The organism is Mesorhizobium sp. P2_E9, from assembly GCF_056403815.1.
Map to the genome: position 1 here is coordinate 212,588 of NZ_JBFUET010000006.1, position 22,027 is coordinate 234,614.

A 22,027-nucleotide genomic window follows, 5' to 3' on the forward strand; every position below is an offset into this window, starting at 1 on the left:
GGCGCGGCCTTTTGGAGCTTAACGGGCGAATGAGCGAAGCCGGAAATTCGGGGCCGAAAAGCCTGGAGAATGGAAAGTCCGCTGCCTACCGCGTGCTGGCGCGCAAATACCGTCCGTCGAATTTTTCCGAGCTGGTCGGCCAGGAGCCGATGGTGCGCACCCTCACCAATGCCTTTGCCACCGGCCGCATTGCCCAAGCCTGGATGCTGACCGGCGTGCGCGGTGTCGGCAAGACCACCACGGCGCGCATCCTGGCGCGGGCGCTGAACTACAAGACACCAACCGTGGACCAGCCCTCTGTCGACCTTGCCGTGCTCGGCGAGCATTGCCAGGCGATCATGGAAGGCCGCCATGTCGACGTCATCGAGATGGACGCCGCCTCGCACACCGGCATCGACGACATAAGAGACATTATCGAGCGCGTGCGCTACGCGCCGGTCTCGGCCCGCTACAAAGTCTACATCATCGACGAAGTGCACATGCTGTCGACACAGGCCTTCAACGGCCTGCTGAAAACGCTGGAGGAGCCGCCTCCGCACGTGAAATTCATCTTCGCCACCACTGAAATCCGCAAGGTTCCGATCACCGTCCTGTCGCGCTGCCAGCGTTTTGACCTCAGACGCATCGATGCTGGCGCGCTGGTCGCGCATCTTTCCTCGATCGCCGGCCAGGAAGGCATTTCAGTCGACGACGACGCGCTGGCGATGATTGCGCGCGCGGCGGAAGGCTCCGCCCGCGATTCGCTCTCCATTCTCGACCAGGCGATTGCGCACGGCGCAGGCTCCGTCAGCGCCGAGGCGGTGCGGGCCATGCTGGGCCTGGCCGACCGCGCCCGCATCGTCGACCTGTTCGAACATGTGATGAAGGGCGACGTGGCGGCGGCCCTGGCCGAATTCCGCACCCAATACGACACCGGCGCCGATCCGGCCGCCGTGCTGACCGATCTTGCCGAGTTCAACCATCTCGTCACCCGGCTGCGTTTCGTGCCGACCGCCATGGACGACGCTTCGCTGTCGCAGGACGAACGCGAGCGCGGCGCCGACTTCGCCAGAGCGCTGTCGGTCAGGGTGCTGTCGCGGACCTGGCAGATGCTGCTCAAGGGCATCCCCGAGGTGCAGTCCTCCAACCGGCCCGTCAGTGCCGCCGAAATGGTGCTGATCCGGCTGGCGCATGCCGCCGACCTGCCGACGCTGGACGAGGCGCTGCGATCGCTCGAGGGGGCGGGACCGGCACAAAATGGCGCATCGCGCCCGAATGGCGCGCCTGCGGGTTCCGGCAACGGCAATGGCGGTGGGGCCAGCGCGGTCGCGCAGACGCGCATGCCATCCGGGCCCGGTGGCGCGCAGACCATGCGTTTGGTCGAGGCCACGCCGGCGCCGGTCGCCTTCGTCGCGCCTCCCGCGCCGGTGTCCGAGCCGCAGCAGGTGCCGGTCAGGTCGCTGGCCGATATCGTTGCGCTTGCCGACGCGCAGCGCGACATCGCCTTCAAGGTGCTGGTCAAGCGCTGCATCCGTCCCGTGCGCTTCGAGCCCGGCCGCATCGATGTCAGCCTGACCGACGATGCGCCGAAGCTGCTGCTCAACGAGCTGACGACGAAACTGCGCGCCTGGACCGGCCGCAACTGGCTGGTGTCGCTGTCGAAGGAAGAGGGCGGCCAGACGCTGGCCGAAATGGAATCGACCAAGCGCGAAAACGCCTTCCTCGATGCCAAGAGCGATCCGACGGTTGCCGCCTTCCTGGCGCGCTTTCCCGGTGCCAAGATCATCGACGTGCGCATCCCCGACGCGCCGGAGGCGGAAACGGCCGAGGCAGAAGTGCCGGTCGAGCCGCCGGCGGATGACGACGAGACCTGACAAACCAAGAACCCTGACAAACCAAGAACCAAGGATCGGACCATGAAAGATCTTCTCGGCCTGATGGGCAAGGCGAAGGAAATGCAGGCCAAATTCCAGGCCATGCAGGACGAGATCGCCACGCTGGAAGCATCCGGCCAGGCTGGTGGCGGCTTGGTCAACGTCACCTTGACCGGAAAGTTCGAGATGAAGTCGCTGAAGATCGACCCTTCTCTGTTCAAGGAGGACGATGTCGAAATTCTTGAGGATTTGATCCTCGCCGCCCACAATGACGCCAAGGTCAAGGTCGAGCAGATCATGCAGGAAAAGACCAAGGCACTGACCGCCGGCCTGCCGATCCCGCCGGGAATGAAACTGCCGTTCTAACCTTCAGCGGCGATGCGCCCATGACCGAAGAGCCGTCCGAAAGACTGATCGAGCAGCGTATCCGCAACAGGATCTACGAGATTCTGGAAATTCTTGCCGACTGCGATGCCGGCGTCGATCTCGTCGGCATCAAGGGCTACTTCTACCTGTTCGAGGATTTCGTGCACCGCCCGTCGATCGAGGCCGGCACATCGGCGCTTTCGAAGGGAGAGCGCGCGGTCGTGCTGGAAATCGCCGAATTCCTCGAGGCGGCCTCCGAAACAAATCCTGATTTCACCAAGGCCGAGTTCATCGACAGCGACTGGCCGGGAAAGATCGCACCGACGGCCAGGGATGCGCGGGCTTTGTTCCTCAGGCGCGGCCTGTTTTCGGAGACAGTCGAGGAACTCGAGCCGGGTCAGTCGGCCGCGATTGCGGCCGTGCGGTAGCGATTCCCGGAAAACGGGACGCGGTTTTCCCCCAAGCAATTGCGGCGAAACCAAGAGAGAGCGGTCATCGCCTTTGTGAAATGACGGCTCGATCTATCTGGAATGCCTCGAAATTGTGCCTTTTGGGCAACAGTACGTGGTTAATAACGTTTTGGCCATCATTTTGCCTGAAAGTGTCTCATTCTTGCCGCAGCCTGGGGGCGGGCATCGAAGTGAGAGGGTAACCTGTTGACTGTTACGCGATGGAAGGCGCCGCTGTTGCTCGGCGTCATCACGTCTCCCCTGTTCCTGGCCGCCTGCAGCCAGACCACTTCGCATGGCATGTCCGTCGCCAGCCTGACCGATGCCATCACGCCGAGTTTCCTCAGCCGGCCCTTCAGCCACACGCCGAAGGACAGGGAGTGCCTGGAAAGGGCGATGTTCTTCGAATCCAACCGCTCGAGCCGCGACGGCATGATCGCCGTCGGCACGGTGGTGATGAACCGCTTGCGCTCCGGCAACCACGGCAGCACCATCTGTGACGTGGTGGGTGAACCCGGGCAGTTCGCGCCGGGCGTCATGACCAGGCCGATGAATTCACGCGCAATGCCCGATGTCGAGGAAGCCGCCGATGCCGTGCTCAAGGGCGAGCGCAAGGCCAAGCTCAAGAACACGATGTATTTCCACACCGCCGGCTTGCATTTCCCCTACAAGAACATGCACTACACCATGGTCGCCGGCGGCAATGCCTTCTACGAAAAGCGCGGCCGCAACTGGCAGCCGCTGCCTGACGAGCCGATGATTGCCTCGGCGGCGCCCGAAATGGTCAAGCCGGCGGCGCCGGTGACGATGGTTGCCTCGGCGGAGCCGGTGCGCCCGGCCAAAGCCTCCCGCACCGCGCCGGCACAACAGGTCTTTATGACCGCCTCCGTGGAACCTGCCCGTCAGCCCAAGACCAAAATCGCTCCTACCCAGCAGACCTATGTGACCGCAGCCGCGGCGCCGACGGCAAAGTCGGCGCGCGTTACAGTGAAGCAGACGATGGTCGCCATGCAGGAGCCGATGGAAGAGCCGGATGCGGCCCGTTTCGGCGGCACAGTGAACACCCGCGTCATCTCATCGGTTCAGGGCGAGCCGCAAGAGGCATCGATGGGGTTCCAGTCGACGCCTGAGAACACCGACGCCATTGGCGCGATGATCGTCAGCCAGGGTCGGCCGATCGAAGCCAACTGATCCGTTCCGACGATCCGCCATGGCAGCATGATGGATCGTGGTGGACGGGAACTGTTCCAAAGCGCTCCGAAAAATCCTAGATCAAGGCGATGTCCAAGCGAATCGCCGGTCCCGAGATCGAACGCCTGATCCAGCTCCTGGCCAAGGTGCCGGGGCTCGGGCCCCGTTCGGCCAGGCGCGCCGCCCTTCATCTGATCAAGAAGAAGGAACAGCTGCTGTCGCCGCTCGCCGCCGCCATGGGCGAGGCGGCCGACAAGGTGCGCATCTGCACGACCTGCGGCAATGTCGATACATCCGACCCCTGCATGATCTGCACCGACCCGCGCCGCGACGCTACCACCCTTATCGTCGTCGAGGACGTCTCCGATCTCTGGGCGCTCGAGCGGGCGGCGGCGATGAACGTGCGCTATCATGTGCTCGGCGGCACGCTGTCGCCGCTCGACGGCATCGGCCCCGACCAGCTCAACGTCCGCTCGTTGATCGACCGCGTCGCCGGCGGCGAGGTCAAGGAGATCATCATCGCCGTCAACGCCACGGTCGAGGGCCAGACCACCGCGCATTATCTCACCGACCAGCTGTCCGGCTTCGACATCAAGGTGACAAGGCTGGCGCATGGCGTGCCGGTCGGCGGTGAACTCGACTATCTCGATGAGGGCACGCTTGCCGCGGCGCTGCGCTCGCGGACGGCGTTTTGACAAGATTGGCGGGGATGTTTGTTGAAATGACTGCATTCCTTCGCACGATCACCTTCGCCTTTGTCGCGACGCTTCTCGCCGTCTTCGCGGCGCCCGCCTCGGCCGCCAAGATCGACGATCAGTTCCGCACCTGGCTGCAGAATGACCTCTGGCCCGAGGCCAAAGCCAAAGGCATTTCCAAACAGACTTTCGATGCTGCCTTCGACGGCATAAAACCCAATGTGAAGCTGCCCGACCTTGTCATGCCCGGCGAGAAGCCGAAGACGCCACAGAAGCAGCATCAGGCCGAGTTCGGCTCGCCCGGCGCCTATTTCGCCGAGAAGACGGTTCGTGCGGTGACGTCAGGCGGACGCGCACGCGAAGCCACCAACGCCAAGACGTTGGCCGCAATCGAAAAACGCTATGGCGTGCCCGGCGAGATCGTTCTGGCGATCTGGGGCCGCGAGACCGGCTTCGGCGCGGCGAAGATGCCTTACGACGCCTTCGAAGTGCTGGGCACCAAGGCGTTCATGTCGACCAAGAAGGATTTTTTCCGCACTGAGCTGCTTGCAGCGCTGGAAATCGTCCAACGCGGACTGGCGCCGGTCGGCGCGATGAAATCGTCCTGGGCCGGTGCGCTCGGCCAGCCACAATTCATGCCGACCTCCTTCCTCAAGCATGCCGTGGATTTCGACGACGACGGCCGCGTCGACATCTGGAACTCGACGCCTGACGTGCTCGCCTCGATCGCCAATTATCTCGTCCACTATGGCTGGGTGAGGGGCCGTGGCTGGGGGTTCGAGGTGACCGTGCCCGACGGCGTCTCCTGCTCGCTGGAAGGCCCCGATCAAGGCAAGAAGATATCTGAGTGGGCGGCGATGGGTATCAGCCGTGTCGGCGGAAAAGCATTTCCGGCGAGTGAGCTGAAGGCGGAGGGCTTCCTTTTGATGCCGGCCGGCCGCAGTGGTCCGGCCTTCATCACCACGCCCAATTTCTACGTGCTGAAGGAATACAACACCAGCGACCTCTACGCGCTCTTCATCGGCCATGGCGCTGACCGCATTGCGCATGGCGATCAGAATTTTTCCGGCAGCTGGGGGCCGGTCGGCGATCTCCACCGTTCCGACATTGCCGCCCTGCAACGAGCGCTGGAAGCCAAGGGCTATGATGTCGGCAGCGCCGACGGCCTGCCCGGCTTCAAGACCCGCCGCTCGATCGGCAAATGGCAGGCCAAGAACGGCCAGTCTGCGACCTGTTTTCCCGACACAGGTCTGGTCGCCGCGCTGAAATAGCGCTGAAATCAAAGCAATTCCAGGAAAAGTGTGAACGGTTTTCCGTCAGGAATTGCGTCAAAACAAAGAGATAGAGAGGTTCGCCGTTTCCGCGAAACGGTGAGCCTCTAGCAGATTTTCCCTTTCCACAGCCTCGATTGGCCAGCCTGTGCGTCGACGTGCTAGCCGCCATTCTGGTCCAATGGGTCGTCGTATAAATGCTCGTTGCCGGCCACGAGGCCGCCGGATATGGTGTTGACCAACTGGACAAAAACCGCAACGGTAAGGGGGTCGGAGGGCCGTCCTTAGGCCCCGAAAAGAGTTCTGCAATCCTGAGCCGGGAACTCAGGTCAACAAACAACAAAACAGGGAACAATCACCATGATGATGGAAAAGTTTGCTCTACGCTCCCGCATCCTACTTGCGGGTGCCGCCATGTCGGCACTGCTTCTGGCCGGAGCGCCGGCTGGCGCGGTCACGCCCGCCGACACGCTGGTCGAAGGCTTCGCGATCGACGACATCATCTCCATGGATCCGGGCGAGGCGTTCGAGCTGTCGACCGCCGAAGTCACCGGCAACACCTATGATCTGCTTGTCCGCCTCGACCTCAGCGACACCTCCAAGGTCAAGCCGGATCTCGCCGCGAGCTGGACCGTTTCTGATGACGGCCTGACCTATACATTCAAGCTCAAGCCGGGCCTCAAATTCGCCTCGGGCAACCCGATCACCGCGGCCGATGTCGCCTATTCGTTCGAGCGCGCCGTCAAGCTGGACAAGAGCCCGGCCTTCATCATCGGTCAGTTCGGCATCAGCGGCGACAACGTCACCGAAAAGGCCAAGGCCGTCGACGACGCCACCTTCCAGTTCACCGTCGACAAGGCCTATGCGCCGAGCTTCGTGCTGAACTGCCTCTCGGCAACGGTCGCCTCGGTGGTCGACGCCAAGCTGGTCAAGGAACACGTCGCTGCGGTGACACCGAGCGCCGACTACAAATGGGACAATGACTTCGGCAATGCCTGGCTGAAGACCGGCTATGCCGGTTCCGGCGCCTACAAGCTGCGCGAATGGCGCGCCAACGAAGCCGTCGTCATGGAGCGCAACGACAACTATTACGGCGAGAAGGCCAAGCTCGCCCGCGTCATCTACCGCAACATGAAGGAAAGCTCCGCCCAGCGCCTGGCGCTCGAAGCCGGCGACATCGACGTTGCCCGCAACCTCGAGCCGAACGATCTCGACGCCATTGCCAAGAACGCCGACCTCACCACCACCAGCGCGCCGAAGGGCACGGTCTATTACATCAGCCTCAACCAGAAGAATCCGAACCTCGCCAAACCCGAGGTACGACAGGCCTTCAAATATCTGGTCGACTACGATGCGCTGAGCACGACCATCCTCAAGGGCATCGGCGAGATCCACCAATCCTTCCTGCCCAAGGGCGACCTCGGCGCCGTGGACGACAATCCGTTCAAGCTGGATGTCGCCAAGGCCAAGGAACTGCTGGCCAAGGCCGGCCTGCCTGACGGCTTCAGCGTCACCATGGACGTGCGAACGGGACAGCCGACCACAGGCATGGCGGAATCGATCCAGCAGACGCTGGGACAGGCCGGCATCAAGCTGGAGATTATTCCGGGCGACGGCAAGCAGACGCTGACCAAATACCGCGCCCGCAATCATGACATCTATATCGGCAATTGGGGCCAGGATTATTTCGATCCGAACTCCAATGCCCAGACGTTTGCGTCGAACCCCGATAATTCGGATGCCGGCAAGTCGCACACCCTCGCCTGGCGCAATAGCTGGGACATTCCGGACCTGACCAAGGAAACGGAAGCGGCCCTGCTGGAGAAGGATTCTGGCAAACGCGCCGACATGTACAAGGATCTGCAGAAGAAGATTCTCGACACCAGCCCGTTCGTGATCATTCACCAGCAGCTGGAAGTGGTTGGCCTGCGCAAGAACCTCAAGGGCCTCGCGCTCGGCCCGAGTTTCGACACCAATTTCGTCGGGTCGGTCTCCAAGGAATAATGCGGTCGGACGCGCCGCATGAGCGCGGTTGAAAACCAGAGCGGGCGCGGCAGCGCCCGCGCCGTCGCCCTTGCATCGGCGATCGGCCGCTTCCTGGTCATCGCGGTCACGACCTATCTTGGTCTGCTCGCGGTCACCTTCTTCATTGGCCGGGTCATCCCGATCGATCCGGTGCTGGCGGTGCTCGGTGATCGCGCGCCTCTCAATGTCGTCGAACGCACGCGCCGCGAGATGGGTCTCGACCTGCCTCTCATCGAGCAGTTCTACATCTATGTGAAAAATGCCCTGAACGGTGATTTCGGCACCTCGGTGCTGACCACAAATCCGGTCATGAGCGACATCCGCCGCGCGCTTCCGGCAACGACGGAACTGGCGACGCTGGGGACACTGATCGGCGCGCTGTTTGGCGTACCGCTTGGCGTGCTGGCCGCGGTCAAGCGCGGCAGCCTCATCGACCAGGTCGTGCGTGTCATCGGCCTGATCGGTTATTCCGTGCCCATCTTCTGGCTCGGTCTGCTTGGGCTCGTGCTGTTCTACGCCAAGCTGCAATGGGTGGCCTTTCCGGCACGGCTCGACGTCGTCTATGAATACACCTTCACGCCGATCACCGGCTTCTACCTTCTCGACTCCGCGATGCAGGGTCAGTGGGATGTCTTTTACGACGCCTTCCGGCACATCATCCTGCCGGCCTCGCTGCTCGGCTATTTTTCGCTCGCCTATATCAGCCGCATGACGCGCTCGTTCATGCTCAACGAACTGACGCAGGAATACATCGTCGCGGCGCGTGCCAAGGGCCTGTCGGAAACCCGCATCATCTGGGGACACGCGTTGCGCAACGCCGCGGTGCCGATGGTCACGGTGATCGCGCTTTCCTATGCCGGGCTGCTCGAAGGTTCGGTGCTGACGGAGACCGTCTTCTCCTGGCCAGGCATCGGCCTCTACATCACCAACTCGCTGCAGAACGCCGACATGAACGCCGTGCTCGGCGGCACCATCGTCATCGGCTCGGTGTTCATCGGCATCAATCTCCTGTCCGACCTGCTTTACCGCGTGCTCGATCCAAGGACGAAATCCGCATGAGCGCCGAGGCGATCCAGAGCCGTCGCGACTGGCTGCTCAGCGAGCGGCCGGCCTCGCGCATGCAGGCAAGGCTCGGCCGCGCCTATGTCGCGTGGCGGCGCTTCTCCGCCAACCGGCTGGCCTTTGTTGGCCTGCTGATCATCATCGCCCTGCTGGTCATCGCCGCCCTCGCCGGCGTGCTGGCACCCTATTCGCCGACATTCGGCGATCTCAAGAATTCAAGGCTGCTGGCGCCGAGCGCCGAACACTGGTTCGGCACCGACGATCTCGGTCGCGATATCCTGTCGCGCATCCTCTACGGCTCGCGCTGGACGCTCTATGTGGTCATCCTGGTCGCCATCATCGCGGCCCCCATCGGCCTGCTGGTCGGCACCGTCGCCGGCTATGCCGGCGGCTGGACCGATGCCATCCTGATGCGCATCACCGACATCTTCCTCGCCTTCCCCAAGCTGATCCTGGCGCTGGCCTTTGTCGCAGCGCTGGGTCCGGGCATCGAGAACGCCGTGCTTGCCATCGCCATCACCTCGTGGCCGCCTTATGCACGAATTGCCCGCGCGGAAACGCTGACGGTGCGCAATTCCGATTACATCAAGGCGGTGCAATTGATGGGCGCCTCGCCGTTCCGCATCGTGCTGCGTCACATCATGCCGCTCTGCATCTCCTCGCTGATCGTCAGGGTGACGCTCGACATGGCCGGCATCATCCTGACCGCCGCCGGCCTCGGGTTCCTCGGCCTCGGCGCGCAGCCGCCGCTGCCCGAATGGGGTACCATGATCGCGTCGGGCCGGCGCTTCGTCCTCGACCAATGGTGGGTGGCCGGTGCGCCGGGCTTCGCCATTCTCATCGTCAGCCTCGGCTTCAACCTGCTTGGCGACGGCCTGCGCGACGCGCTCGATCCCCGGAGTGGTGACCAATGAGCAGGGAGACGAAGACACTTCTCGACGTCGACGATCTGCGCGTCACCTTCCCCACCCGCACCGGGCTGATCGAGGCGGTGCGCGGTGTCTCCTTCTCGCTTGGCCGCGAACGCCTCGGCATCGTCGGCGAGTCCGGCTCGGGCAAGTCGCAGACCGGCCGCGCCATCATGGGCCTGACGCCACCGCAGGCCAGGATATCGGCCAAGAAACTGGCCTTCGACGGCATTGACCTGCTCGGCATCTCGCCACGCGAACGCCGGGCGCTGCGGGGCAACCGCATCGCCATGATCCTGCAGGATCCGAAATATTCGCTCGACCCGGTGATGAGCATCGGCCGCCAGATCGTCGAAACACTGCGTACGCATGAGAAAGTCTCCAAGGCAGAGGCGCGCGAGCGCGCGCTGGCCATGCTGGAAGCGGTGCAGATACGTGACCCCAAGCGCGTCTACGACCTGCATCCGCACGAAGTGTCCGGCGGCATGGGCCAGCGCGCCATGATCGCCATGATGCTGATCGCCGGACCGGAAATGATGATCGCCGACGAGCCGACCTCGGCGCTCGACGTCACGGTCCAGCTCGACGTGCTCGGCATCCTCGATAAATTGGTCAGCGATCGGGGCATGGGGCTGATTTTCATTTCGCATGATCTGCGTCTGGTCTCGTCCTTCTGCGATCGCGTCATCGTCATGTACGCCGGCAAGGTGGTCGAGCAGCTCAAGGCCTCCGAACTCGGCCAGGCCCAGCACCCCTACACGCGCGGCCTGCTCAACTGCATGCCCAGGATCGGCTTCGAACGCCATCCTCTGCCGGTGCTCGACCGCAAGCCGGAGTGGGCGGCATGACGGCTGCGATCACCGTCGACGGGCTGGAAGTGATCTTCGACCGCTTTCGCGCGCTGAAAGGCGTCAGCCTCGAAGTCAGGTCAGGCGAATCCTTCGGCCTGGTCGGCGAATCCGGTTCCGGCAAATCGACGCTGCTCAGGGCGATCGCCGGCCTTGCGCCGGTCGCGTCGGGCAACATCACCGTCAATGGCAAGAAGCTTGGATCGCGCCGCGACAAGGCCTTTTACCGCGAAGTGCAGATGGTCTTCCAGGACCCGTATGGCTCGCTGCACCCGCGCCAGACTGTTGACCGGCTGCTGCAGGAACCGCTTGCCATCCATGGCTTTGCCGACGGCGAAAAGCGTATCCAGCAGGCGCTCGATGAGGTTGGCCTCGGCAACGGTTTCCGCTTCCGCTACTCGCACCAATTGTCGGGTGGCCAGCGCCAACGCGTCGCCATTGCCCGCGCGTTGATCCTCGAACCGTCGATCCTGCTGCTCGACGAGCCGACCTCGGCGCTCGATGCCTCGGTGCAGGCGGAAGTGCTCAACCTGTTGGAAGAGGTCCGCAGGCGGCGCAAGCTGACCTTCCTGATGGTCAGCCACGACCTCGCCATCGTCACCCATATGTGCGAGCGGCTGATGGTGATGCAGGGCGGCGAGGCGGTGGAAAATCTGACGGCGGCCCAACTTGTCGCTCACCGGGTGACAGAGGATTATACGCGCAACCTGCTCAGGGCCAGCGAGGGGTTCGTCCGCACGGGTTAAGGGATTTCAGGCTGCCCCACCTTCCTGCACCGTTTCCCCGTGTGCGCCTTCGCTATCTTGCACCGGTTTCGGCTCCTTGATCCGGAACCACGTCACATAAAGCGCCGGCAGGAACAATAGCGTGATCGCCGTTCCGGCGATGATACCGCCCATCATCGCATAGGCCATCGGCCCCCAGAACACTTCGCGCGCGATTGGGATCAGCGCGAGGCTGGCGGCGGCCGCGGTCAACGCGATCGGCCGCATGCGGTGTTCCGTGGCCTCGATGACGGCCGCCCAGCGGTCCTTGCCTTCGGCGACAAGGTCCTCGATCTGCACGATGAGGATGACCGAGTTGCGGATCAGGATGCCGATCAGGGCCAGCACGCCGAGGATGGCGACGAAACCGAGCGGCGCGCCGCTGGGCACCAGGGCCGCCACCACGCCGATCAGCCCGAGCGGCGCCACCGCAACCACCAGGAACAGGCGCTGGAAGCTTTGCAGCTGGATCATCAGGATGGTCGCCATGACGAACAGCATCAGCGGCACCACGGCGGCGATCGGTCCCTGGCTTTTGGCGCTTTCCTCGACCGAGCCGGCAGTCTGGACGGAATAGCCGGCCGGCAGCTTGGCGATGAAGGCGTCGACCGATGGCTTCAGCTCGTTGACGACAGTGGCCGGCAGCACATCGCCAACCAGCCCGGCGCGTACGGTGATCGTCGGAATGCGGTTGCGCCGCCACACAGTCGGCTGTTCGAGGTCGTAGCGGAAGTTGGCGACCGCCGCGAGCGGGATCGCCTCGCCAGTGCTGGTCGGCAGCTGCAAGTTCTGCAGCGTGTCGATCGAACCGCGTTCGGCCTCGCGCGAGCGGGCGATGACGTTGATCAGATAGGTGGCGTCGCGCACCTGGGTGATGGTGGCGCCGCCAACCGTGCTGTTCAGCGCGCTGGCGATGTCGGAGGAGGTGATGCCGAGTTGCCGCGCCTTGTCTTGCAGCACATCGACCTTGAGCACGCGCTGCGGTTCGTTCCAGTCGAAAGTCGGCGCCGCCAGCTTTGCATTGGCCGAGATCAGGCCGGCGACTTGCTGCGCCAGCTCCCGCACCATCTGAATGTCGGGGCCGCCGACACGGTACTGCACGGGGCGGCCGACCGGCGGCCCGAGTTCGAGCGGCTTGACGAAGGCGTCGGTGCCGACGAACTCCTCGCGCAACAATTTCTCCAGCACCGGCTTGATCCGGTTACGGGCCTCGATGCTCTTGGTGACGATCACGGTCTGGCCGAAATAGGGATTGGCTGGCTGCACGTCGAAGGCGAGCAGGAAGCGCACCGCGCCCTGGCCGATATAGGACGAGAAATGGTCGATGTCGGGGTTGCCGGCCAGCGCCCGCCCTTCGAAACGCTCGATCTGGTCGCGCGTCTCGGTGATCGACGAGTTCTGCGGCAGGTTCCAGTCGACGATGAGCTCCGGTCGGTCCGACGGTGGGAAGAACTGCTGCTGGACGAGCCCGAAGCCGGCGATCGAGCCGGCAAACAACAGCACCGTGACGATGATGGTCAGCCAGTGATGGCGCACCGAGCCGACAAGCACCCGCCGGAACAGCGCGGTGAAGCGGCCGGGCTGGTCGTGATGCTTTGCCTTCATCGTCGCCGGCAGGATGGTGACGCCGAGCAGTGGCGCAAACAGCACCGCCACGATCCATGACACCAGAAGCGAGACCGCGATGACGACGAACAGCGTGAAGGTGTATTCGCCGGCGGCGCTGTTGTTGAGGCCGATTGGGATGAAGCCGGCGACCGTCACCAACGTGCCGGTCAGCATCGGGAAGGCGGTCGAGGTGTAGACGTACGTCGCCGCCTTGCGCAAATTGTCGCCGACCTCCAGCCGCGCCACCATCATCTCGACCGCGATCATCGCGTCGTCGACCAGCAGGCCGAGCGCGATGATCAGCGCGCCGAGCGAAATGCGCTGCAGCGAGATGCCGAGATAGGCCATGACCGTGAAGGTGATGGCCAGAACCAGCGGGATCGACAGCGCCACGACGAAGCCGGCGCGCATGCCGAGGCTGATGAAGGACACCGCGAGCACGATGGCGACCGCCTCGGCCAGCGCCCGGGTGAAGCCCGAAACCGCTTCCTCGACGATGACAGGCTGGTCGGCGACCAGATGCACGCCGACGCCGACCGGTAGGTCGCTCAGCACCGCTTTCATTTCCTTTTCCAGCGCCGCGCCAAATTCGAGCAGATTGGCGTTGGGCTTCATACCGATGGCGAGCCCAATCGCATCCTGGCCGTTGAAGCGGAACAGCGCCGTCGGCGGATCGGCATAGCCGCGCCGGATCGTTGCTACGTCGCTCAGCCGGAAGAAGCGGTCGTTGACGCGCAGATTGATGGCGCGCAGGCTCTCCTCCGAGGTGAACTGGCCGCCGACGCGCACGCTGACGCGCTCGGGGCCGGATTCGACGACGCCCGACGGCGTGATGGCGTTCTGTGCCTGCAGACTGGCCACGATCGCCTGCTGGTTGAGGCCGAGGGCCGCGATCTGGCGGGTCGAGAATTCGAGATAGATGGCTTCGTCCTGGGCGCCGACGAGATCGACCTTGCCGGCGTTCGGCACGGCCAGGATCCTGGTCCTGACATCCTCGACATAGTCGCGCAGCTGGCGCGGCGTCAGCCCGTCCGATGTGAAGGCGTAGATGTTGCCGTAGACATCGCCGAAACGGTCATTGAAGAACGGTCCCTGCACGCCTTGCGGAAACTGCGCCTTGATGTCGTTGACCATGTTGCGCACCTGAATCCAGTTCGGCACGACATCGCGCGCCTTGGTGGTGTCCTTCAGGTTGACGAAGATGACGGTCTGGCCGGCGGTGGTGACGGATTTGGTATAGTCGAGACTGTCGAGCTCCTCGAGCTTCTTCTCGATGCGATCGGTGACCTGTTGCAATGTCTCCTTGACCGACGCGCCCGGCCAGTTGGCTTGGATGATCATCGTCTTGATGGTGAAGTTGGGGTCTTCCTCGCGGCCGAGATTGAGGTAGGAGAAGATGCCGGCCACCACGAAGACCAGCATGAAATACCAGACCATGGAGCGGTGGCTGAGCGCCCAGTCGGAGAGATTGAAGCCCTTCATCAGACGCCGCCCTCCGGCACTTTGACCTTCTGGCCTTCGCTCAGGCTGTGGACGCCCGCGGTGACGACGCGCGTGCCGGCCTCCAATCCCTCGGTGACGGTGAAGGTGGCAGCACCCTTGGCGGCCACCTTGATCTCTTTCGCGCTCACGCTCGAGGTTTGTGGATCGACGATCCACACCTTGTCGGCCCCGTTCTTTTCGAGCAGCGCGGAGATGGGCAGTTCGATCGTCGGCGCCACCTTGGTCACGCGGGTCGCCGTCACCGTCGAGCCGAGCCGGAAGGCCTGCGGCGGATCGGTAAGCGTCAGCTTGACGCGCCGTGTGCGGGTCGAGCCCTCGGCTTGCGGCGCGATTTCGCGCAGCTTGGCCTGGGTCTCGATCGTCGGCAGCGATTGCAGGATGACCTGGAACGGCGTGCCGGCGGTGAGATCGCCGGTTAGCTGGTCGGGAATGTCGACCACCGCTTCGCGCAGATCCGAGCGCGCCACGGTGACGACCGTCTGGCCGGCCGAAACGGTCTGCCCGACCTCGGCGCCGACAGCGGTGACGACGCCGTCGAAATCCGAAAACAACCTGGCATAGCCAAGCTGCTCCTGTGATTTGGCAAGCGCGGCCTTGGCCCGCTCGACGCTGGCTTCTGCGGCTTTGCGTGCCTGCTGGGCGGTATCGAAGACGGCCTGCGTGGTGTTGGCGGAGGCAAGCAGCTGGCGCTGGCGCTCTTCGCTGGCGGCGGCGTTGGCGAACTGTGCCTCGGCATTGGAGAGCTCGGCGGTGGCCGCTTGCACCGCCAGTTCCAGCGCGGTCGGGTCGAGTGCGGCGATCGTCGTGCCCTTGCTGACGATGTCGCCGACCTTGACGTCGCGCGAGACGACCCGGCCGAGCAGGCGGAAGGCGAGGTCGGCGCTGACCTGCGGCTCGACCGAGCCGGCAAAGCCATAGATCTGGGTGGTCCGTGGCTGGATCACCACCGACAGCACCGGCCGGATGATCTCCGGCGGCTTTTCCTCGGATTTCGAGCAGGCGGCGAGCGCGCCAAGCGCTAACAGGCCAAGCAGCATCTGCGACAGCCGGTTCATTGGCCCGCCCCCGATATCTCGACCGTCTGCCCGGGACTGAGCAACTGCCCGCCTGCGGTGACGACGCTTTGGCCCTCGTTCAGCCCGCTGGCAATGACGACCGTGCCCGAATCGTAGGCCAGCACCTCGACCGGCGTCGTCGCCACCGCCTTGGTCGACGGATCGACGATCCAGACCGCCGGTTTGCCGGCGCTGGACGTCAGCGCCTGCCAGGGCAGCAGGATCGCCTTCGCCGGCTTGGCGCTGACCGAGCCGATGACGGCCGCCCCCAACGGCATGCCGGCAGGTGTATCGGGAATGCCGATCTTGACGCGGATCGAACCGGAGGCCTGGTCGACCGCCGGCGCGATTTCGCGCACCGTGCCTTTTGCCCGGACCTGCGGGTCGGACAACAGTGTGATCGTCACTGCCGGCGAGGGCGGCGTCTTGGCAACCAGCGTCTCCTGGACGTTGAACACCGCGTCGCGGTCGCCGTCTTCGGCGACGGTGAAGACGGTTTGCGCCGCTTGCACCACCTGGCCGGTTTCGACCTGGCGGGCGGTGATGACGCCGGGGGCGCCGGCCTTGAGCTCGGTGAAGGACAGGTTTTGCTGGGCATTGGCGAATGCGCTCTGCGCGGCGTCGACGCTGCCTTGCGCCACCTTCAGCGCCTGGTCGGCGGCGTCATAGTCGCGCCTGGTGGTGAAGCCCTGGGCAAGCAGCGTCTTCTGCCGCTCGAAGGCGGCGGCGGACTGGGTCAGTTGCGCTTGTGCAGCGTCAAGATCGGCCCGTGCCGATCGCAAATCGGATTGCTGCTCCTGCGGATCGATGCGGGCAAGCACCGCGCCCTGGTCGACATGCTGGCCGACATCGACAAGCCGCTCGGCCACGCGGCCGCCGACCCGGAACGACAGATTGTTCAGCGTGCGCGCCGCGATCACCCCGGTCAGCGAGGTTCGCGGCGCATAGTCGGCCATCGCCACCGTTTCGGTGCGCACCATGACCGGCAGTTTCTTGTCCGCCGCTTCCTGCTTCTGGCAGCCGGCCAGCAGCAATGCGGCTGTGCAGACGCACACTGCCGACACGGCTGGAAAAGACAAAACGCTGGAGGTTCTGACGGATGGTAGCGAGACGGACGATGTCGCGTTCCTGCTCATGGGCTCCCCCAGCCGCTGATCGCGATGCCTCGCGGATATCTTGAGGATAATCGATCTCCGGAAAAAGGAAACCGGTCTCGTACGCGTATCGCCCGACTGGTTAAGGCTGGGATCTGCCCGTCGCAGGCCCAATCGCCAGCCGATGGTGCCGACTTGAGGAAAACGTGAAATAAGGTCAGAAGACATTTGATCAACGAGAACGGGCGCCGGCCCGATGAGGGATATCATGAAGAATTCAGCCATTTCCGAACGCAAGAACCAGTCGATCTCGCGCGGCGTCGGCATGACCACGCAAATCTACGCCGACCGGGCTGAAAATTCGGAAATCTGGGATGTCGAAGGCCGCCGCTACATCGACTTCTCCTCGGGCATCGCCGTCGTCAACACCGGCCATCGCCATCCCAGGGTCATCGAGGCCGTCAAGGCGCAGCTCGATCGCTTCACCCACACCTGCCACCAGGTCGTGCCCTATGAGAGCTATGTGCGATTGGCCGAACGGCTGAACGCCATGCTGCCCGGCAAGTTCGAGAAGAAGACGATCTTCGTCACCACCGGCGCCGAGGCGGTCGAGAACGCCATCAAGATCGCCCGCAACGCCACTGGCCGCCAGGCCGTCATCGCTTTCGCCGGCGGCTTCCACGGCCGCACCTTCATGGGCATGGCGCTGACCGGCAAGGTCGTGCCCTACAAGGTCGGCTTCGGCGCCATGCCGGGCGACGTCTACCACGCGCCGTTCCCGGTGCCGCTGCACGGCGTATCGGTGGCAGACTCGCTGGCCGCGCTCGACCGGCTGTTCAAGGCCGATGTCGATCCAGCCCGCGTCGCTGCCATCATCATCGAGCCGGTCCAGGGCGAGGGCGGCTTCTACGACGCGCCTCGCGAATTCCTGACGGCACTGCGCAAGCTCTGCGACCAGCACGGCATGCTGCTGATCGCCGACGAGGTGCAGACCGGCTTTGCCCGCACCGGCAAGATGTTCGCGATGGACCATCATGAAGTCGCGGCCGACATCACCACCATGGCCAAGAGCCTGGCCGGCGGCTTCCCGCTGGCGGCGGTCACCGGCCGCGCCGAGATCATGGATGCGCCCGGCCCCGGCGGCCTCGGCGGAACCTATGGCGGCAGCCCGATCGGCGTTGCCGCCGCGCACGCGGTGCTCGACGTGATCGAGGACGAAAAGCTCTGCGACCGCGCCAACACGCTGGGCGCACGACTGAAGCAGCGCCTGCAGTCGATCCGCGACGACGTGCCCGAGATCGTCGACATAAGGGGTCTCGGCTTCATGAACGCGGTCGAATTCAACGACGTCAAGAAGGGCTTGCCGTCGGCCGAGATCGCCAATGCGATCCGGCTGAAGGCGCTCGACAAGGGTTTGATCCTGCTGACCTGCGGCGTCTACGGCAACGTCATCCGCTTCCTGGCACCGATCACCATCCAGGACGAGATCATGAACGAGGCGCTCGATATCCTGGAAAGCTCGATCCGCGAAGTCTGCGCTGCCTGAGCGTTCTACCTCCCCCTTGTGGGGAGGTCGGACCGAAGGTCCGGGTGGGGGGCTTGGCGCTGACCCCCACCCCGCTGCTTTGCAGCGACCCTCGCCACAAGGGGGAGGGTAATCGCATATGGCGGCGCCCGCCCCCTCTCTGTCCGCTTCGCGGCCACCTCTCCCCATTTCATGGGAGCGAAGAAACGCTAATCACGGATGTCGCGCCCTCCGAAGACTTGGGTTCCTCGCCCCTACAACGTGGCTACGGCATGCACTCATTTCCAAGCCGCTGGTCTTGGCGATAGCGTGCATGGCAGCTTGCAGCGCTGGTCGACCCCCACTCCGTCTCGGCTTCGCCGAGCCACCTGCCGGGGCGAGCCACGGGTCTCGCCCGTCCTTCGGATCCCCCGATCGACGGGGTAGAGGAAAGGCGCCACGCTTTTTGCCGTCAACGCTCGTCCAGCAACGCTCCCTTCCTTTCCCTCCGGAGGGGGGAAAGGTGGCGCTGCGAAGCAGCGACGGATTGGGGGAACCACGAGGCAATCAAGCCTCGGGCCGATCAGTCACGCCAGTCACAGAAGATGTGTGCATGCGTAGCGCAAAGCGGGGGCGTTGAGGCCGCGAATTTATTGGCCCTGCGCTCGTTTTCGCAGTGCTGCGAAATAGCCATCATCAACCGGAGCGCCCGGCTCGGATGACGCGCCCTCAAGGAGGAGACGTCGAAGCAGATGGCGGTCTTGATCGCGGCGGATCAATTCACGGAAATATTCGCTGCTCACGACATGGCTCCGATTGGTGATTGCTCGAACAAAATCTTTCAAAACTAGCCGACAGCCTTCGCCGGCTCGGCGGTTTGAAACGCTGCCAGCGCCGCTTTCAGCCCCTCGGGACCAGCTGCGATTGTCTGCGGCGTCGGCGAGAAGCCGGCGCCGAGCATCTTGCGGCCGAGCATGTGGTCGCCAGGGCGGTTGACGGATTCGATGCCGAGCAGCCGGTCGCCGGCATAGTGGTAGATCGAAAACTTGTTGTCGGGCAGGTCGCCCAGCACGACATGGCTGTCAGCGCCAGCGGTCAGCCCGACCATCTGCAGCTTAATGTCGCCAATGTCGGACCAGAACCATGGCACCGCCGAATAGGCATCGGCATGGCCGGTTATGGTGCGGGCCGCAAGCCGCGCCTGGTCGGTGGCGTTCTGCACCGATTCCAGCCGCACGTCGCCGCCGGTGAACCAGTGCCGGTAGGAGGCGGCGTCGCCGATGGCCAGGATTTCCGGCATCGAACTGTGCATCTGATGATCGACGCGGATGCCGTTGGCGATGGTGAGGCCGGCGTCCTGCGCCAGTTCGATATTGGGCACGGCGCCGATGCCGACAATGACCATGCGCGCCGGCAGCCTTTCGCCTGACGAGGTGATCGCGGCGACGACATGGCCGTTTTCGCCTTCGAGTTTTGAAATCGAGGTGCCAGTCAGGATGCGCGCGCCCGTCGCTTCCAGCCTTTGCCGGACATGGCTCGCCACCACCGGCGCCACGGCGCGGCCGAGCAGCCGGTCGACCGCTTCCACCACCGTCACCGTGCGGCCGGCCGCGCGCAGCGTCGCGGCGATCTCCAGCCCGATGAAGCCGCCACCGAGGATGACGACATCTTCGCTTTGCGCGCTCAGCTCGCGGATCCGCCGCGCATCGGCCAGCGACCGCAACGACAAAACACCGGGCAGATCCGAGCCCGGCAGCGGCAGGACACGCGGGCGCGAACCTGTCGCCAGGATCAGATGGTCGAAGGCAAGCGTACCGCCGCCGGCAATGTCGAGGCGGCGTCCGCCGGCATCGATGCGGTCGATCCGGATGCCCGGCCGGTAGTCGATCGCGCTGCCGGTATAAAACGCCTCGCCCCGCAAAGGTTGCGGTTTGGCCCCGGCATCCTTGATGAAGGTCTTCGACAGCGGCGGCTTGTGGTAGGGCAGTTCGTTCTCGTCACTGATGAGGATCACCGGCTCGTCATAGCCGTCCTCGCGCAGACTGGCGGCCGCCTGCACGCCCGCATGACCCGCACCGACAATGACCACGCCGTTCTTCATCGTGTCCCAAATCCTGGCTCGATCCTAGGATCTCTCGCCAGGTGACAATTGTCTGGCACCGCCGCAAGAGAGCGTTTGCGGGTCGCACCCGGAACGGCGGCTGTCAATCGTACAGTTCGATGGCAATGCCGGTGCAGGTGGGGCATAAAGTTGACTGTTGTAGTTTAGAATAATTCTAAACTGTTGTTTCAATTGCATTTTATCGCTTCTGCCAGTTGACTTCCAGCGACGCCGACGCTTTATGAACGCTCGCGCACATGCGCATCCCTTTGATGTATGGGCCTTGAACCCGTTCGATTGGAGGCATTTTGGTGTCTTTCTTCCCCGAACCGCGCGATGGCGCGGCAAATCTTGGCGCATTTGGCATCGACCTGGCCTGGCGCCTGCCGGCGCGCGCGCCGTTTATAGAATTTCCGAGAAACTGGAGAGCGATAATGACAGCACGATATGGCGGCAGGCTTGCCGCGGTCGGCGCCACGGCGCTGCTGACGGCAGCGGTGTTTGTGCTGCCTGCCAAGGCGGATACCGATGCGAAGGCGGTCGTCAAGACCTATGCCGATATCGGACTCGCCAAATACGAGGATTCGCTGACCACGGCTCAGGCGCTCGACAAAGCGGTCGACGCCCTGCTCGCCAAGCCTTCGGCGGAGACGCTCAATGCCGCCCGCGACGCCTGGAAGGCATCGCGCGTTCCCTACCAGCAGACCGAGGTCTACCGCTTCGGCAACAAGATTGTCGACGACTGGGAAGGCGAGGTGAACTCCTGGCCGCTGGACGAAGGCCTGATCGACTACGTAGCCAAGAGCTACGGCACAGAATCGGACGCGAATTCGCTCTATACGGCCAATGTGATCGCCAACAAGGAGATCGAGATCAACGGCAAGAAGGTCGATGCTTCGAAGCTTTCGCCGGAATTCCTCTCCGGCACCTTGCAGCAAGCCGGCGGTATCGAAGCCAATGTCGCCACCGGCTATCACGCCATCGAATTCTTGCTCTGGGGCCAGGACCTGCACGGCACTGGGCCTGGCGCCGGCGAGCGCCCCTATACCGACTACGATCTCAAGAACTGCACTGGCGGTAATTGCGACCGCCGCGCGCAGTACCTGAAATCGGCGACTGACCTTCTGGTCTCCGACCTGCAGAAGATGGTGAACGACTGGAAGGAAGACGGCGCGGCGCGCAAGAACCTCGTCGACGGCGAGCCGAACACCGCGATCTCGATCATCTTCACAGGCATGGGTTCGCTGTCCTATGGCGAACTGGCGGGTGAGCGCATGAAGCTCGGCCTGTTGCTGCACGACCCGGAAGAGGAGCAGGACTGCTTCTCCGACAACACCTACAATTCGCATCTCTATGACGCCATCGGCATCCGCGCCGCCTATCATGCCAACTATGTCAGGCTCGACGGCACCGTCGTTTCGGGACCGTCTGTGGCGGATATGGTGAAGGCGGCCGATCCGGCAATCGACAACGAGCTGTCGGGAAAGCTCGATGTCACCGTCGCCAAGATGGAGGCGATCAAGGCGAGAGCATTGGCCGGTGAGGCCTATGACCAGCAGATCGCCGAGGGCAACACGGCAGGCAATGCCACCGTGCAGGCGGCAATCGACGCACTGATCGACCAGACCAAGTCGATCGAACGCGCCGTTGGCACCCTCAAGCTCAACGCCATTGCCTTCGAGGGCTCCGACAGCCTCGACGCACCCGACAAGGTGTTCAAGTAAGATCAT

General features: G+C 63.8%; 17 protein-coding genes. 13 read left to right on the forward strand and 4 right to left on the reverse strand.

All coding sequences use genetic code 11. The features are described 5' to 3' along the window. Nucleotides 1–29 precede the first annotated feature (29 nt). The 11 genes from AC1D05_RS12960 (at nucleotide 30) to AC1D05_RS13010 (ending at nucleotide 11,414) form a co-directional block, all read left to right on the forward strand. Complete coding sequence (locus AC1D05_RS12960; protein WP_477441097.1) at nucleotides 30–1,853, forward strand: DNA polymerase III subunit gamma/tau; 1,824 nt, start codon at nucleotides 30–32, stop codon at nucleotides 1,851–1,853. A gap of 42 nt (nucleotides 1,854–1,895) precedes the next feature. Then, entirely contained in the window at nucleotides 1,896–2,219 is a 324-nt protein-coding gene (locus AC1D05_RS12965; RefSeq protein ID WP_027043571.1) for a YbaB/EbfC family nucleoid-associated protein, read from the forward strand. 20 nt (nucleotides 2,220–2,239) lie between these two features. Next, the gene (locus AC1D05_RS12970) at nucleotides 2,240–2,647 is read left to right on the forward strand and encodes a hypothetical protein (RefSeq protein ID WP_477441098.1); all 408 of its coding nucleotides are present in this window, start codon (nucleotides 2,240–2,242) and stop codon (nucleotides 2,645–2,647) included. Nucleotides 2,648–2,875: 228 nt separating this feature from the next. Then, nucleotides 2,876–3,859 carry a cell wall hydrolase gene (locus AC1D05_RS12975; RefSeq protein WP_477441099.1) on the forward strand — a complete coding sequence of 328 codons (984 nt, stop codon included), beginning with the start codon at nucleotides 2,876–2,878 and terminating at the stop codon, nucleotides 3,857–3,859. A gap of 89 nt (nucleotides 3,860–3,948) precedes the next feature. Beyond that, nucleotides 3,949–4,554, forward strand: a complete 606-nt coding sequence (gene recR, locus AC1D05_RS12980) for a recombination mediator RecR (protein ID WP_027043568.1) — start codon at nucleotides 3,949–3,951, stop codon at nucleotides 4,552–4,554. 26 nt (nucleotides 4,555–4,580) lie between these two features. Beyond that, nucleotides 4,581–5,825, forward strand: coding sequence for a lytic murein transglycosylase (locus AC1D05_RS12985; RefSeq protein WP_477441100.1), 1,245 nt, complete (start codon nucleotides 4,581–4,583; stop codon nucleotides 5,823–5,825). Between the two features lie 360 nt (nucleotides 5,826–6,185). After that, a complete protein-coding gene (locus AC1D05_RS12990; RefSeq protein WP_477441101.1) occupies nucleotides 6,186–7,829 on the forward strand; it encodes an ABC transporter substrate-binding protein in 1,644 nt (547 codons plus the stop codon). Nucleotides 7,830–7,847: 18 nt separating this feature from the next. After that, the gene (locus AC1D05_RS12995) at nucleotides 7,848–8,909 is read left to right on the forward strand and encodes an ABC transporter permease (protein WP_477441102.1); all 1,062 of its coding nucleotides are present in this window, start codon (nucleotides 7,848–7,850) and stop codon (nucleotides 8,907–8,909) included. Next, complete coding sequence (gene nikC, locus AC1D05_RS13000; protein WP_202351714.1) at nucleotides 8,906–9,826, forward strand: nickel transporter permease; 921 nt, start codon at nucleotides 8,906–8,908, stop codon at nucleotides 9,824–9,826. Before AC1D05_RS12995 ends, nikC begins: the two co-directional genes overlap by 4 nt. After that, nucleotides 9,823–10,668, forward strand: coding sequence for an ABC transporter ATP-binding protein (locus tag AC1D05_RS13005; RefSeq protein WP_477441103.1), 846 nt, complete (start codon nucleotides 9,823–9,825; stop codon nucleotides 10,666–10,668). The genes nikC and AC1D05_RS13005 overlap by 4 nt, the downstream gene beginning before the upstream one ends. Next, nucleotides 10,665–11,414 (forward strand): ABC transporter ATP-binding protein, encoded by a 750-nt coding sequence (locus tag AC1D05_RS13010; protein WP_477441104.1) that lies wholly within the window; start codon nucleotides 10,665–10,667, stop codon nucleotides 11,412–11,414. Before AC1D05_RS13005 ends, AC1D05_RS13010 begins: the two co-directional genes overlap by 4 nt. A 6-nt stretch (nucleotides 11,415–11,420) precedes the next feature. Here AC1D05_RS13010 and AC1D05_RS13015 read toward each other — a convergent pair whose 3' ends face one another. The 3 genes from AC1D05_RS13015 to AC1D05_RS13025 are packed head-to-tail and all read right to left on the reverse strand — an operon-like array spanning nucleotide 11,421 to nucleotide 16,734. Continuing rightward, complete coding sequence (locus AC1D05_RS13015) at nucleotides 11,421–14,522, reverse strand: efflux RND transporter permease subunit (protein WP_477441105.1); 3,102 nt, start codon at nucleotides 14,520–14,522, stop codon at nucleotides 11,421–11,423. Beyond that, a complete protein-coding gene (locus AC1D05_RS13020) occupies nucleotides 14,522–15,598 on the reverse strand; it encodes an efflux RND transporter periplasmic adaptor subunit (RefSeq protein WP_477441106.1) in 1,077 nt (358 codons plus the stop codon). Before AC1D05_RS13020 ends, AC1D05_RS13015 begins: the two co-directional genes overlap by 1 nt. Beyond that, nucleotides 15,595–16,734 carry an efflux RND transporter periplasmic adaptor subunit gene (locus tag AC1D05_RS13025; RefSeq protein WP_477441107.1) on the reverse strand — a complete coding sequence of 380 codons (1,140 nt, stop codon included), beginning with the start codon at nucleotides 16,732–16,734 and terminating at the stop codon, nucleotides 15,595–15,597. Before AC1D05_RS13025 ends, AC1D05_RS13020 begins: the two co-directional genes overlap by 4 nt. 226 nt (nucleotides 16,735–16,960) lie before the next feature. Between AC1D05_RS13025 and AC1D05_RS13030 the strand changes: the two genes are divergently transcribed. After that, nucleotides 16,961–18,238 (forward strand): 4-aminobutyrate--2-oxoglutarate transaminase, encoded by a 1,278-nt coding sequence (locus AC1D05_RS13030; protein WP_027043559.1) that lies wholly within the window; start codon nucleotides 16,961–16,963, stop codon nucleotides 18,236–18,238. A gap of 805 nt (nucleotides 18,239–19,043) precedes the next feature. Here AC1D05_RS13030 and AC1D05_RS13035 read toward each other — a convergent pair. Then, nucleotides 19,044–20,297 carry an NAD(P)/FAD-dependent oxidoreductase gene (locus AC1D05_RS13035; RefSeq protein WP_477441108.1) on the reverse strand — a complete coding sequence of 418 codons (1,254 nt, stop codon included), beginning with the start codon at nucleotides 20,295–20,297 and terminating at the stop codon, nucleotides 19,044–19,046. A gap of 434 nt (nucleotides 20,298–20,731) precedes the next feature. Here AC1D05_RS13035 and AC1D05_RS13040 point away from each other — a divergent pair, with 434 nt between their 5' ends. After that, complete coding sequence (locus tag AC1D05_RS13040) at nucleotides 20,732–22,021, forward strand: imelysin family protein (protein ID WP_477441109.1); 1,290 nt, start codon at nucleotides 20,732–20,734, stop codon at nucleotides 22,019–22,021. Nucleotides 22,022–22,027: the final 6 nt, after the last annotated feature.

Excerpts from the sequence above, each read along its gene's own strand:
- AC1D05_RS12960 (WP_477441097.1), top strand. The coding sequence starts at position 30 with ATGAGCGAAGCCGGAAATTCGGGGCCGAAAAGCCTGGAGAATGGAAAG.
- AC1D05_RS12965 (WP_027043571.1), top strand. The coding sequence starts at position 1,896 with ATGAAAGATCTTCTCGGCCTGATGGGCAAGGCGAAGGAAATGCAGGCC.
- AC1D05_RS12970 (WP_477441098.1), top strand. The coding sequence starts at position 2,240 with ATGACCGAAGAGCCGTCCGAAAGACTGATCGAGCAGCGTATCCGCAAC.
- recR (WP_027043568.1), top strand. The coding sequence starts at position 3,949 with ATGTCCAAGCGAATCGCCGGTCCCGAGATCGAACGCCTGATCCAGCTC.
- AC1D05_RS12985 (WP_477441100.1), top strand. The coding sequence starts at position 4,581 with ATGACTGCATTCCTTCGCACGATCACCTTCGCCTTTGTCGCGACGCTT.
- AC1D05_RS12990 (WP_477441101.1), top strand. The coding sequence starts at position 6,186 with ATGATGATGGAAAAGTTTGCTCTACGCTCCCGCATCCTACTTGCGGGT.
- AC1D05_RS12995 (WP_477441102.1), top strand. The coding sequence starts at position 7,848 with ATGAGCGCGGTTGAAAACCAGAGCGGGCGCGGCAGCGCCCGCGCCGTC.
- nikC (WP_202351714.1), top strand. The coding sequence starts at position 8,906 with ATGAGCGCCGAGGCGATCCAGAGCCGTCGCGACTGGCTGCTCAGCGAG.
- AC1D05_RS13005 (WP_477441103.1), top strand. The coding sequence starts at position 9,823 with ATGAGCAGGGAGACGAAGACACTTCTCGACGTCGACGATCTGCGCGTC.
- AC1D05_RS13010 (WP_477441104.1), top strand. The coding sequence starts at position 10,665 with ATGACGGCTGCGATCACCGTCGACGGGCTGGAAGTGATCTTCGACCGC.
- AC1D05_RS13015 (WP_477441105.1), bottom strand. The coding sequence starts at position 14,522 with ATGAAGGGCTTCAATCTCTCCGACTGGGCGCTCAGCCACCGCTCCATG.
- AC1D05_RS13020 (WP_477441106.1), bottom strand. The coding sequence starts at position 15,598 with ATGAACCGGCTGTCGCAGATGCTGCTTGGCCTGTTAGCGCTTGGCGCG.
- AC1D05_RS13025 (WP_477441107.1), bottom strand. The coding sequence starts at position 16,734 with ATGAGCAGGAACGCGACATCGTCCGTCTCGCTACCATCCGTCAGAACC.
- AC1D05_RS13030 (WP_027043559.1), top strand. The coding sequence starts at position 16,961 with ATGAAGAATTCAGCCATTTCCGAACGCAAGAACCAGTCGATCTCGCGC.
- AC1D05_RS13035 (WP_477441108.1), bottom strand. The coding sequence starts at position 20,297 with ATGAAGAACGGCGTGGTCATTGTCGGTGCGGGTCATGCGGGCGTGCAG.
- AC1D05_RS13040 (WP_477441109.1), top strand. The coding sequence starts at position 20,732 with ATGACAGCACGATATGGCGGCAGGCTTGCCGCGGTCGGCGCCACGGCG.